Below are 13,198 nucleotides of genomic sequence, written 5' to 3'. Positions count from 1 at the left end.
ATTCTTTTTTATGCGGCTTCCGACTCAGTTTCAGCAAAAAAAATTACTTTATTTCAATCAGGAGCGGGAGGCGATTTCTGTTTATGAAAATGCTTATTACCGCTGGATAACCTGCTCCCGGGTACTGCAAAGCCTGATGCTGAAAAGCCGCCCCTGGCAATTGACCTTGCCCCATCATAATGCCTTACTGCTACCCTTGCTATTTTTTCGGCCCAAACAGGTAATAGAACTGGGACTTGGCGGCGGTAACCTTTCGCGTTTTCTGAAAAAAATAGCACCGGCTATTGATTTGCTCACTATCGAATACGAGCAAAACGTTATTGACTGTTTCCTGCGTTATTTCAATCCATTATCTCAGGAAAACCAGATTATTCATGCCGATATCAATCATTGGTTCAAGCACCACAGTTCAGGCAAACATAGCTGGATTATTTATGATATTTACCAGCCGCCGAAAGTGCCAAACAATCCCCCCGATACTTTACTGCAATTACTGCTAAAAACACTCACTCCGGACAGCTGTTTTTCCATTAACCTGCCCGAGCCTTCGACTCCAGAACTCACCTTGCTGCTGAAACAATTAAGTCACAGGCACACCAGTCACCGGTTATATTATTTCACGGTTGCCCGCTACCGCAATGTCATTATCCAGCTGCTGCCCAAATCCTGGCAGCTAAACGGGACAGGATATCTCGCCGGAGGTTATTTACCGCCCAAGCTTATCCCGCCCTGGCTAAAGTGCTGGCAAGCGGGACAAGAAGGATAATTTCAGGGGAATGGCAGCTATCAGATATTCAGGTTAATGGTCACCGGGCCGTCATTGACCAGCGCCACTTTCATATCTGCGCCAAAAATGCCGGTGGGCACGGTAAAGTCCAACTCTCTTAATTGCCCGCAAAAATATTGGTAAAGGCTTTCACTGAGCTCGGGAGCGGCAGCCGAGGTAAAACTTGGACGCATACCACGGCTGGTGTCCGCAGCCAGGGTAAACTGGGAAACCACTAAGATGTCGCCGTTCACCTGTTTAACATTCAGGTTCATCTTACCCTGTTCGTCTTCAAAAATCCGGTAACCGGCCACCCTTTCTGCCAGTCGCTTGGCTTTGGCTTCGTTATCTCCCGGTTCAATAGCGAGCAAGACCAGTAATCCCTGGTTGATTTCGCCGACAATTTTATTTTCTACGCTAACACTGGCTTCACTGACTCTTTGCAATAAGGCGATCATGACTCTTTTTCTGTTAAAAAATTTGCCATAGTATCGGTGGCTTTGCAAAAAGCATCAATAGTTTGTGTTTCAAATCCGCTATGTCCGGCGCAGGGCAATATTTGCAATTGCGCATTTCGCCACTGCTGACAGAGCTGATCGGCAATATGCAACTGGCACACCATATCATAACGCCCGTGTAACAAGATCGCCGGTATATCCTGAATTTGACTGATATTGTCGAGAATATAATTTTCATCCATAAAACATTGCCGGGTAAAATAAAAACTGGAAATCACCGCCATACATAACGCCTGGTGGGTATCTTCTACCTGGGCCATACCAATATGGGCATGCTCTATGGTGGATAAACGCAACTCCCACAGGTACCAGGCTTTACTGGCGGCAATGACGGCCACTTCATTTTCCGAGGATAACAGCTGGTGATAACCGCCGAGCACATCCGAGTTATATTTCCCCCCGAGATGGCCGGCAAATTCCCGGTAATATTCGGGATAGAAACAGGAAGCACCGCCGGGTTTATACAACCAGTCACATTCTGCTGCCGAGGCCAAAAAAACGCCTCTCAGGATAAATCCCAACACCCGGCCGGGGTAACGGATACCGTAAGCTAATGCTAACGTTGTGCCCCAGGAGCCGCCGGTAACCAACCACTGCTTAATGCCCAGATGCTCACGGATAAGTTCGATATCCTCAATCAGGTGATCCAGGGTGTTATTTTCTATGCTGGGGGAGGGTTTTGAACGCCCGCAACCACGCTGGTCGAACAAAATAATACGATACAGCTGCGGATCAAAATAACGCCTGTGATTTTCACTGGAGCCGCCCCCGGGCCCGCCATGAAAGTAGACCACAGGAATGCCTTTTTCATTACCCGATTGCTCCAGGTAGATCTGGTGCCCGTCCCCGACATCAAGCCACTGCTGAGAAGTCACAGATATTTTGGGATATAAGGTGCGCGACATAAACTTTTCCTTCCAGGGAAGCATTCAATAAGCTTATACCAATTACCGTATTAAAGGGAGTAGCGGCACAACAGCCGGAGGGAGTTGTGCCGATTAATTTTATAACTCTTGTTTTTGTGACAGCAGTGCTTTATCCGGTTTTTCCGGCGGCTGTGTTAATGCTGCCGGTTGAGCTTCTGCCAGTTTTGCTGTGTCTTTTCTCCCCTGCATCTCTGCCTGCCTTGCTGCTCGCTTTTCCGGCTCAAAGAAGCCCTGTAACGACACTGTAAACAAGGCGCCGATCAAGACCACCAACCAGGACAGATACACCCAAAGAAATAAAATTGGAATACTGGCCAACGCCCCGTAAATCGCCTGATAAGACGGTAATTGCGTCACATAAAAAGCAAAGCCTTTTTTCGCCAGTTCAAACAATAATGCCGCCAGGGTAGCACCGGACAGGGCATATTTAAAAGGAATGATCTTATTGGGCACCACCATATAAAGGATCACAAAGGCAGCGATAGAGGCCAACAAGGGCAAGGAACGCAAAAAAACATTGGCAAGCCCGAAAATATCATAATCGCCGATGGAGACCAGGGAAACAATATAGGAAGTGGCTGCGATACTGCTGCCTACCAGCACAGGCCCCAAGGTTAGCACCATCCAGTACATGGAAAACGAGGTAATCACCCGCCTTTTTTCCGTCACCCGCCACAACTTATTTAAACTTTTATCAATGGCGGAGATCAGCAAGAGGGCAAACAGGAATAAAAACGTAATGGCGACCGCAGACATTTTAGAAGCATTATCAACAAAACCGGAAATATGGTGTTGCACCACATCACCGGCGGTGGGCACAAAATTACTATAAACAAACTCTTCAATGATCTGCCGGATATCGGCAAAGATCGGGAAAGCCGTCATCACCGACAGCATCACCACCATTAGCGGCACCAAAGACATCAGGGTAACATAAGCAAGGTAACCCGCCACCACATGGATATGCTCCTGCTGCAGGCGATTGAGCAAATAACCGGCAAACTGTACCAGTGTCTTTTGATGAGACAGGTAAGAGTTGCGATTAAAGTTTTTAATAATTTTTAACAATTAAGGTTTCCAGAAAGCCCTTTCGATATACTATGATAACCACATTCGCCGCAATTGCGAAACCTGGTGATTGTTATTAAATGAAAACATAGACTTAATTAAACAACGATAGAGGGAAACCAATGGCACAAGGCTCAGGCGGTAATGTTATCGCCGCAATATGTAATCTGTTTTTTCCGGGGTTAGGACAATTAGTGCAAGGGCGCATCATCGCCGCTTTAATATTTGCCATCATAGTCGTTGGCGGATATGCGCTTTGGTGGCTGGTGATCCCGGCGATCATTGCCGGTGTATTCCACCTATGGTCTATTATTGATGCAGCACGTTTTAAGGCAAGTGATTAAAGCGAGCATGGCAAGGAAGCTGCCTGATACGCTAAAACGATGCTAAGCAACTGACAACGATTTGAAACTTAGTTGCATAAAATTCGGCAATATCACACTTTCTTATCACTACTGTCATTTATATCCGCATCCCAGTCCCTGGGCACAGGCCTTTGCTGGTTAATTAAAGAAAGTAAATCAGAGAGTTGTTTGATTTGTTGGGGATTCGCCCGCCCTTCTTCAAATAACTGGCGAAGCTGCTTTAAAGCCCTTAGTTGATCCGGAGACATAGTGACCAAGTCCTTTTGTAAATTAGGTTAACTTAAACAGTGCTTCCTGCTATGCAACTGCTCGCGGGCTGATGAGACAACAGCTAAGTGCAATATAGCGTACTCATTTCCTTATCAGTTTAGCCGATATCTTAATTAACTCCAGTCGGGCAAATTAAGGCGTTTTCAACGCTTACAACCCGGAACATATAAGCTGACTACTTGTCCTCGACGCCTACTCATCCTTGAGTCCGTTGGATAAATATTTCCAGATATAACCCGGCTCCAGCTCATCCTGAGTCCACAGGATAAATACTTTCATGTATAACCCGGCTCCTGCTCATCCTGAGCCCGCTGGATAAATACTTCCATGTATAAAAAAGCCGACAGATATTCTCTGTCGGCTTGATTCGCAATAACCAGGTTATGCTTGCTTATTTAGGCGCACGACTTTCGCGTTTACGGTCACTCTCTTTCAAGAACTTCTTACGTATACGGATATTCTCAGGTGTAACTTCTACCAACTCATCGTTATCAATGAATTCCAATGCCTGCTCAAGCGACATAAGAATAGGCGGCGTCAGGATTTGCGCTTCATCGGCGCCGGAAGAACGTACGTTGGTTAATTGCTTGCCTTTAAGGGCGTTAACCGTTAAGTCGTTATCGCGGCTGTGAATACCGATGATCTGGCCTTCGTATATTTCAACACCGTGACCTATCATCATACGACCACGGCTTTGCAGGTTAAATAACGCATTGGTTAATGCTTTACCTGTGGCATTGGCGATCATCACACCGTTAACACGCTGGCCGATTTCGCCGCCTTTATGAGGACCATACTCATAGAAAGTATGGTAAATCAAACCACTACCTGAAGTTAGGGTCATAAATTCAGTCTGGAAACCAATTAAACCACGGCTTGGCATGATAAAGTCCATACGGATACGACCTTTACCGTCAGGGGCCATATCGGTGAGTTCCGCTTTACGAACACCCATTTTTTCCATGATCGGTCCCTGATGCTCTTCTTCAACATCTATGGTGACGGTTTCATAGGGTTCCTGCAACTCACCATCAATTTCTCTCATGATAACTTCAGGACGAGAAACAGCTAATTCGTAACCTTCACGACGCATGTTTTCAATCAGGATGCCTAAGTGTAATTCACCACGACCGGATACTTTAAACTTATCCGGATCGTCAAGCTGTTCAACACGCAGGGCAACATTATGTACCAGTTCTTTTTCCAGACGGTCTTTAATATTACGGGAAGTAACATATTTACCTTCCTGACCGGAGAATGGCGAGGTATTTACCTGGAAGGTCATGTTAACAGTAGGCTCATCAACCGATAATGCCGGCAAAGCTTCTACTTCACTCGGGCAACAGATAGTATCTGAAATCTTTAACTCGCCCAGGCCGGTAATAGCAATGATGTCACCGGCTTTGGCTTCTTCGGTTTCATGGCGATCAAGTCCGAGATAACCGAAAACTTTACCTACTTTACCGTTATGTAGTTTGCCGTTAGCACCTTCTACCGTGACTTGCTGGTTTGGCTTAACGCTACCACGCATAATACGGCCAACACCGATCACACCTAAATAAGAGCTGTAATCAAGCTGTGAGATCTGCATCTGGAAAGGACCGTCAATATCGGCAGCCGGTGCCGGTACTTCAGAAACAATCGTTTCAAATAACGGCGTCATGTCGCTGCCTTCAACACCTTCTTCGTGTGAAGCCCAGCCGTTTAGTGCCGAAGCATAAACCACTTTAAAGTCCAACTGTTCGTCGGTAGCACCCAGGTTGTCAAACAGATCAAAAACCTGATCCATTACCCAGTCAGGACGGGCGCCCGGCTTATCAATTTTATTGATAACGATGATTGGCTTTAATCCCTGAGCAAACGCTTTTTGGGTAACAAAGCGGGTTTGCGGCATAGGGCCTTCCTGAGCATCAACGATCAATAATACCGAATCCACCATAGACATAACACGCTCTACTTCACCGCCGAAGTCGGCGTGACCCGGGGTGTCAACGATGTTCACACGATAATCGTTCCAGTTAATCGCCGTGTTCTTGGCTAGGATGGTGATACCGCGTTCTTTTTCGATATCGTTAGAATCCATCACACGTTCGTCATGTCCGGTTCGTGAATCTAAAGTACCCGACTGTTCGAGTAGCTTGTCAACTAAGGTGGTTTTACCATGGTCAACGTGGGCAATGATGGCTATATTGCGTAATTTATCTAACACTGGCTTTTGCTCATAGGGATATAATTTGGGCGCATATTGTACAGGAGTATTAACAACAAAGAAAACGTTAGTTTTTTTATCTTTGATCACGTATTTATCACAATCGATCTGCTAAAGTACTGAAGCGAATAATAATGCAGTAAAAAAACCAGGTTTTGCACCAAAAAGGGGTTATGCACCAATAAAGAACATCTAACGCACCAACTTGGTGCACAGAGAAACATAACACTTTTTAAAAAACAAAAATATCAACAACTTAACTTTTGGCATGAACTTGGCTATTGATTCGATAACTGGAAAAACACATTTACTATTAACGAACGAATAATACTGGAGACAATAAATGTCACAAGCCGTTTTAGATTTAATCAAAGAACACGATGTCAAATTTATTGACCTTCGTTTTACTGATACCAAAGGTAAAGAGCAGCATATTTCCCTTCCTCATCATCAAATTGATGAAGACTTTTTTGAAGAAGGAAAAATGTTTGATGGTTCATCTATTGCCGGCTGGAAAGGAATCAACGAATCTGACATGGTATTAATGCCTGATGCTGCCAGTGCAGTATTAGACCCCTTCACCGAAGAAGTTACCTTAAATGTCCGTTGTGATATTTTAGAGCCGACCACTATGCAGGGCTACAGCCGTGACCCTCGCTCGGTAGCACGACGCGCCGAAGAATATATGCGCAGCACCGGCATTGCCGACACCGTACTTTTTGGTCCTGAGCCTGAATTCTTCGTTTTTGATGATGTTCGTTTCCATACCGATATGAGTGGCTCTATGTACTCTATCGATGACAAAGAAGCGAAATGGAATTCAGGTACTGAATATGAAGACGGCAATACCGGCCACCGCCCAACCGTGAAAGGCGGTTACTTCCCGGTAGCCCCGGTTGATTCTTCACAGGACTTACGTTCAGCCATGTGTTTAGTCATGGAAGAGATGGGCCTGGTGGTTGAAGCCCATCACCATGAAGTAGCCACTGCAGGTCAAAATGAAATTGCCTGTCGTTTCAATACCATGGTTAACAAAGCCGATGAAGTGCAAATTTATAAGTATGTAGTACACAACGTTGCCCATGCCTACGGTAAAACCGCGACCTTTATGCCGAAACCTTTAGTAGGTGATAACGGTACCGGTATGCACTGTCACCAATCGCTGGCCAAAGACGGCGTGAACTTATTCTCCGGCGACAAATACGGCGGACTATCTGAAACAGCCCTTTATTACATCGGCGGTATTATCAAGCATGCTAAAGCATTAAATGCTTTCACCAATGCTTCAACCAACTCATACAAACGTCTGGTCCCGGGTTTCGAAGCGCCGGTAATGCTTGCCTACTCGGCACGTAACCGCTCGGCTTCTATCCGTATTCCTATGGTGCCTAGCCCGAAAGCTGCCCGTATTGAAGTACGCTTCCCGGATCCGACTGGTAACCCTTACCTGGCTTTCTCGGCGATGCTAATGGCCGGCCTTGACGGTATTAAAAACAAAATCCACCCTGGTGATGCCATGGATAAGGATTTGTATGACCTGCCTGCCGAAGAAGCCGCTGAGATCCCTCAGGTAGCCGCCTCTTTCGAAGAAGCGCTTAATGCCTTGGAAGCAGATCATGAATTCCTCACCGCCGGCGGCGTTATGGATAACGATATGATCCAGGCATACATCGACCTGAAACGTGATGAAGTCGAAAGATTGAACTCAACCACCCACCCGGTCGAATTTGACATGTATTACAGTGTTTAACCGATAACACTTTAATCAAAGTAAGAAAAAAGCTCACTCCGGTGAGCTTTTTTTTGCCTGTTATCTATAATTTAGGTAAATTGATGTTCTAACGGAATTGGAAAATGCTGCGCCATGATCAAAAGATTAAGTGTATTGTTAGCGGTTTTATTATCTTTTGCGGTCGAAGCCACCTCCACCAAGATTTATGTCTGGCGCAATGAGCAAGGCGTACTGGTTTTTTCCGACACACCAAGACCCGGGGCTGAAGAAGTTAAAGTTGAAAACAAAAACGATCAGCTCACCTCAGTAGATACCTCCATTTTAGATATTAAACCCAAGGCAATTGAAGAAAAATATCAAGTCAGTATCAGCCAACCGGAAAATAATGCCACGGTAAGGGATAATACCGGCTCAGTGTATGTCGCCGGACGCATTAAACCTATCTTCAAAAAAGGCTTAAAAATACAGCTTTATCTCGACAACACCCCCTACCAGGAGCCTCAGGATCATTCCATGTTTGTCCTGCGTAATATCGACCGCGGCGAGCATAAAATTAAAATGGATTTAATCAACAATCAGGGCAAGGTTATTGCATCATCTAAACCGATTGTTTTTTATATGCACCGGGCATCGAAGTAACACAGCGATTGGCCTTGTTTATGTGCATATTTGATCATTATTGAGTAAACTAAAATTTATTTATGCACCTTTTTGGTGCATCGGGGTTCTGTCTTGCACGAGATATGTGAAAATCAACAAAAAATAGATTATCAACAGCTGTTACCCGGCCAACTGGTAACGGCTGTGGTGATACTCGATCACGCATTCACCATCCAATATGCCAACCCCGCCGCAGAAGCTTTATTAAACCGGAGCCAGAATAAATTAAGAGGCCTGGCTTTTGAGGCGGTATTCAGTAATACCTCCATTGATAACGAACGATTACAGCAACTCGTGGCCACAGGGCAGGAATTTACCGACAGCGATGTATTATTGCATATTGCCGGTTCTCACCAGTTCACCGCCGAAATTACCCTATCTGCGGTAGAGTTTGACCGCCAAAGTCATGTGCTGCTGGAATTTAAAAAAATCGACCAGCAAAAACAAATCAGCATCGAAGTCTTTCAGCAACAACAGTGGGAGTCGGCCCGGGACCTTATCCGCGGCCTGGCTCATGAAATTAAAAATCCCCTAGGGGGATTAAGGGGTGCCGCCCAGCTGCTGCATAAAGAGCTGTCCTCAGGGCAGCAGGAATACACCACCATGATCATCGAGCAGGCCGACAGGTTAACCAACCTGGTTGACCGCCTGCTTGGTCCCAACCAGTTACCGAATATGACCAAACAAAATATTCACCTGGTACTGGAAAAGGTTAATCAACTGGTGAGTTTTAATAACCCGAAAAAAATCAAATTCATCAGGGATTACGATCCTTCTATTCCGGATGTAGAATTTGATCAGGAAAAAATGCAGCAGGCAATTTTAAATATCGTCAGTAATGCCGTGCAGGCAGTGGACGACTCCAGCCATATTTATTTTAAAACCCGGGTCACCAGCAATCAGACCATCAACGGCAAACGGATAAAACTGTCGGCGCAAATCAGCATTATCGATCATGGCCCGGGCATTCCCCCCCATATCCAGGACACCCTGTTTTATCCCATGGTGTCGGGACGCCCGAATGGTACCGGCTTAGGCCTGTCGATTGCACAAACCCTGATCAACCAACATAAAGGCAAGTTGTCCTGCGACAGCTACCCGGGCCGTACCGAATTTATTATTTTATTACCCTTAACGGAAGAGAACTTTAATGATTACTGAACAAGTTTGGATTGTTGATGATGACAGCTCAATTCGCTGGGTATTAGAAAAAGCTTTTGCCGCAGCCAATATCAGCACCGCCTCCTTTGATAACGGCGAAAATTTATTGATTGCCTTAGATCACGGCCAGCCGGAAGTCATAATTTCCGATATCCGTATGCCAAAGACCGACGGCATGACCTTATTAGAAACCGTGAGTGCCCAGCACCCCCATATCCCGGTGATCATCATCACCGCCCATTCAGACTTAGACAGTGCCGTAAATGCCTATCAGGGCGGGGCATTCGAATATTTACCTAAACCCTTCGATATTGACGATGCGGTGGCCTTAACCAAACGGGCCCTGACGCATGCCAGAGAGCAAAATGTTCAAAACCAGGCGGCCAATGCTACGCCCGAAGCTGCCGGCATCATTGGCGAAGCCCCGGCAATGCAGGAAGTCTTCAGGGCAATCGGCCGTCTGTCGCGCTCAAGTATCAGCGTGCTGATAAACGGTGAGTCCGGTACAGGTAAAGAGCTCGTCGCCCATGCCTTGCATATTCACAGCCCGCGCGCCAATGCGCCTTTTATTCCCTTAAATATGGCGGCCATCCCCAAAGAATTGATCGAAACCGAGCTTTTTGGCCATGAGAAAGGCGCCTTCACCGGCGCCAATACCGTCAGACAGGGACGCTTTGAACAGGCCCACAACGGCACCCTATTCCTGGATGAGATCGGCGATATGCCGCTGGATATCCAAACCCGATTGCTGCGTGTACTCGCTGACGGCCAGTTTTACCGCATCGGCGGTCACTCCCCCATCCAGGTGGATGTCAGGATCATTGCCGCAACCCACCAAAACCTCGAGGAAAGGGTCGTCAATGGTGAATTCAGGGAAGATCTCTTTCACCGTCTCAATGTCATCCGTATTCATATTCCAAGCTTAAGAGAACGCAAAGAAGATATAGAACAACTATGTGAACACTTCCTCAAGCAGGCCGCTAATGAACTCGGGGTAGAAACAAAAACACTGCATAAAAATGCCGTGAGTTTCCTTAAACAATGCGACTGGCCGGGCAATGTCAGGCAACTGGAAAATATCTGCCGCTTTCTCACTGTGATGGCCAGCGGACAAGAAATCCTGGTTGAAGATTTACCGGCTGAGCTGACCGAAAAGAAAATCTCCAGCCCAGGTACCTCAATCAACTGGAAAAGCGCTCTTGGCAGCTGGATGGACGAACAATTATCCCAGGGCAATTCCGCAATACTCGATGAAGTATTACCCGAATTTGAAAAAATTATGCTAGAGCGTGCTTTGGTCTATACCCAGGGACATAAACAGGAAGCAGCGAAAAAACTGGGGTGGGGCAGAAATACCTTGACCAGGAAACTTAAAGATTTAAATCTCTAAATTTCCTTTTAGAGAAGAAGCTGAGTTAGTCAGTTTCCACAACTGAGTGGCATTCATGGTCGGTACATTGCTTACAGCTGTTGCATAGTCTTAAATTGATAAAATGTGCCGCAACAATCAACGACGTGCCGATAAAAATTAAGAAGGGCTGTACTTCAGCTGAAAAGTCATGTTTTTGCCAATAGACAGCCACACCTATAAATAACAAGTAAAAGGGATATAAACGGCGGTGGTAACGCTTATAACCGGAGAACAAGGCGATGCTGCCCAATGCCGCCGTTACCATCAGAAAAACATGCTCCCACGCATGATCAGCAAGAAAACTCAAGCCAAGCAAAGGTAAAGCTGGAAGCAGTACCGGCAACAGTATGCAATGTAGGGCACATAAGGATGCCGCTGTGATACCAAATTTATCTAACATTTCTGCCTGAACCTTTATTTACTGGTAAACGGTGGTAACTAGTGATGAATACAAATGAAGAAAAAGAAAATCATCTATAAACGCGATAATATCACATTTGATATATTATAACATTAATTAAATTTTATGCCTGATCTACCGCAAAGGAAAGGACATTCTTGATCTTGTCTTTTTTCAGGGCCAACATCACCAGGCGATCAACTCCCAAAGCAACCCCGGCACAGTCCGGCAAACCATGTTCAAGTGCAGAAATAAACCTTTCATCCAGCGGCTTCTCTTCTTTGCCGCTGACAAGCCTTTTAGCATTATCCTGATGAAAACGTTTCGTTTGTATTTGAGCATCAGTGAGTTCATGAAAACCATTGGCCAATTCAAGCCCCTGATAATAACATTCAAAACGCTCTGCCACCCGGCTATCATCGGCAGATATTTTAGCAAGGGATGCCTGGGATGCCGGAAAGTGATAAACAAAGCAGGGAGCCTCTAAGCCTATCTCAGGCTCTATAATTTCACAAAAAACAAACTGTAATAATGTGTCAATATCCTGCTCCTGAAGCAACCAGTCGCTGCATTTATCATATCTCTTGATAAGTGTCAACAACTCAGCAATGTTTGTGTTTAATGGGTCAATATTCACCTTGTCTAAAAATACCTGCTGGTAACTGATTTTTGTTGCCTGTTTGCAGGCTAAGATCTGCTCTAACAAATCGCCAACTTCAGACATTAACTGAAAGTGATCAAAACCCAGCCTATACCACTCTAAAATAGTAAACTCCGGGTTATGGTGGCTGCCATGCGCTTCATCACGAAATGCCTTGCACAGTTGAAAGATATCACCATAACCACTGGCCAATAACCGCTTCATAGCAAATTCTGGCGATGTTTGCATATAGAGGCTTGCAGGCCCCTCACAGAGGTAGTCATAGCGGGTAGAAAAGGCATCTAAGTGCAGGTCAGTAATGGTGCCTTGTGACAACAATGGCGTTTCAACTTCGACGACATCACGGGCAGTAAAAAAGCTTCGAATCTGCTGTAATACTTTTGCCCTTTGCCTGGCATCTTGCCATTGAAGTGTTGCTTGCCACGAAATCATATTATTACCTGTTAAAAAATGAGCTGCTAAAAAACTAGCCGCTAAGAAAAACTATCGGTTATGTTAAAGGAAAATTTACTTTTCGAAAGTAAAAAATAAAAAGCAAAAAGTAGAAAGCAAAAAACCCGACTCTTTCGAATCGGGTTTTTTAATAAGAGTCTGGTAATGACCTACTCTCACATGGGACCTCCCACACTACCATCGGCGCTAACGCGTTTCACTTCTGAGTTCGGCATGGGATCAGGTGGTACCACGTTGCTATTGTCACCAGACAAAAACTGTAATTTGTTAGATAACTTTCTTTCAGAAAAATAAATTAGCTAATAAATTACTTTAATTTAAAAGCCCGGCTCTTTGAACCGGGCTTTCGTAATTAGAAGTCTAGCAATGTCCTACTCTCACATGGGACCTCCCACACTACCATCGGCGCTAACGCGTTTCACTTCTGAGTTCGGCATGGGATCAGGTGGTACCACGTTGCTATTGTCGCTAGACAAAAACAGTCAATCTTGGAAAACGATATATATTTTACTTATTCAATGCTATGTGTACGTGATGTTTGTTTGTCAGCTTTATCTACAAAACCACTTGGGTGTTGTATGGTTAAGCCTCACGGGTC

The 13,198-nt window shown here is 45.3% G+C and carries 13 protein-coding genes and 2 rRNA genes; 6 read left to right on the top strand and 9 right to left on the bottom strand.

The window, feature by feature from the left end; genetic code table 11:
- Positions 1–10 precede the first annotated feature (10 nt).
- Positions 11–766, top strand: a complete 756-nt coding sequence (locus QL234_RS19095; RefSeq protein ID WP_281559384.1) for a hypothetical protein — start codon at positions 11–13, stop codon at positions 764–766.
- 20 nt (positions 767–786) lie between these two features.
- On the opposite strand, the gene dtd is transcribed toward QL234_RS19095, so the two are convergent.
- The 3 genes from dtd to QL234_RS19080 form a co-directional block, all read right to left on the bottom strand.
- Entirely contained in the window at positions 787–1,224 is a 438-nt protein-coding gene (dtd, locus tag QL234_RS19090) for a D-aminoacyl-tRNA deacylase (RefSeq protein ID WP_281559383.1), read from the bottom strand.
- Complete coding sequence (gene pip / locus QL234_RS19085; RefSeq protein ID WP_281559382.1) at positions 1,221–2,189, bottom strand: prolyl aminopeptidase; 969 nt, start codon at positions 2,187–2,189, stop codon at positions 1,221–1,223. The genes dtd and pip overlap by 4 nt, the downstream gene beginning before the upstream one ends.
- A 99-nt stretch (positions 2,190–2,288) precedes the next feature.
- Positions 2,289–3,278 (bottom strand): virulence factor BrkB family protein, encoded by a 990-nt coding sequence (locus QL234_RS19080; protein WP_281559381.1) that lies wholly within the window; start codon positions 3,276–3,278, stop codon positions 2,289–2,291.
- Between the two features lie 122 nt (positions 3,279–3,400).
- On the opposite strand from QL234_RS19080, the gene QL234_RS19075 reads away from it, so the two are divergent.
- Complete coding sequence (locus QL234_RS19075) at positions 3,401–3,622, top strand: hypothetical protein (protein ID WP_274051335.1); 222 nt, start codon at positions 3,401–3,403, stop codon at positions 3,620–3,622.
- A 92-nt stretch (positions 3,623–3,714) separates the two neighbouring features.
- Here QL234_RS19075 and QL234_RS19070 read toward each other — a convergent pair whose 3' ends face one another.
- Together QL234_RS19070 and typA are read right to left on the bottom strand one after the other, a co-directional pair.
- A complete protein-coding gene (locus tag QL234_RS19070) occupies positions 3,715–3,891 on the bottom strand; it encodes a hypothetical protein (protein WP_281559380.1) in 177 nt (58 codons plus the stop codon).
- A 413-nt stretch (positions 3,892–4,304) separates the two neighbouring features.
- On the bottom strand, positions 4,305–6,122 hold the full coding sequence (gene typA, locus QL234_RS19065; protein ID WP_281559379.1) for a translational GTPase TypA: 1,818 nt from the start codon (positions 6,120–6,122) through the stop codon (positions 4,305–4,307).
- Positions 6,123–6,465: 343 nt separating this feature from the next.
- Here typA and glnA point away from each other — a divergent pair, with 343 nt between their 5' ends.
- The 4 genes from glnA to glnG all read left to right on the top strand — a co-directional run bounded on the left by glnA (position 6,466) and on the right by glnG (position 11,065).
- Positions 6,466–7,872: a glutamate--ammonia ligase gene (glnA, locus tag QL234_RS19060; RefSeq protein ID WP_044836068.1), complete on the top strand. Its 1,407-nt coding sequence runs from the start codon at positions 6,466–6,468 to the stop codon at positions 7,870–7,872.
- Positions 7,873–7,986: 114 nt separating this feature from the next.
- Positions 7,987–8,493 carry a DUF4124 domain-containing protein gene (locus tag QL234_RS19055; RefSeq protein ID WP_044836067.1) on the top strand — a complete coding sequence of 169 codons (507 nt, stop codon included), beginning with the start codon at positions 7,987–7,989 and terminating at the stop codon, positions 8,491–8,493.
- Between the two features lie 93 nt (positions 8,494–8,586).
- Positions 8,587–9,675, top strand: a complete 1,089-nt coding sequence (gene glnL / locus QL234_RS19050; protein ID WP_281559378.1) for a nitrogen regulation protein NR(II) — start codon at positions 8,587–8,589, stop codon at positions 9,673–9,675.
- Entirely contained in the window at positions 9,665–11,065 is a 1,401-nt protein-coding gene (gene glnG, locus QL234_RS19045) for a nitrogen regulation protein NR(I) (protein WP_281559377.1), read from the top strand. Before glnL ends, glnG begins: the two co-directional genes overlap by 11 nt.
- A gap of 25 nt (positions 11,066–11,090) precedes the next feature.
- Here the strand turns inward: glnG and QL234_RS19040 are convergent, their stop codons facing one another.
- The 4 genes from QL234_RS19040 to rrf (QL234_RS19025) form a co-directional block, all read right to left on the bottom strand.
- Positions 11,091–11,486 carry a MerC domain-containing protein gene (locus QL234_RS19040; RefSeq protein ID WP_044836065.1) on the bottom strand — a complete coding sequence of 132 codons (396 nt, stop codon included), beginning with the start codon at positions 11,484–11,486 and terminating at the stop codon, positions 11,091–11,093.
- A gap of 124 nt (positions 11,487–11,610) precedes the next feature.
- Positions 11,611–12,579, bottom strand: a complete 969-nt coding sequence (gene epmA / locus QL234_RS19035) for an elongation factor P--(R)-beta-lysine ligase (RefSeq protein WP_281559376.1) — start codon at positions 12,577–12,579, stop codon at positions 11,611–11,613.
- Between the two features lie 157 nt (positions 12,580–12,736).
- Positions 12,737–12,851 (bottom strand): 5S ribosomal RNA (rrf, locus tag QL234_RS19030).
- 107 nt (positions 12,852–12,958) lie between these two features.
- Positions 12,959–13,073, bottom strand: a 5S ribosomal RNA gene (rrf, locus tag QL234_RS19025).
- Positions 13,074–13,198: the final 125 nt, after the last annotated feature.

It is taken from the genome of Thalassomonas sp. RHCl1 (assembly GCF_947387555.1).
Classification (GTDB): domain Bacteria; phylum Pseudomonadota; class Gammaproteobacteria; order Enterobacterales; family Alteromonadaceae; genus Thalassomonas.
The sequence above is the reverse complement of the archived record's forward strand: the minus strand, read 5'-3'. Positions and strand labels throughout refer to the sequence as shown.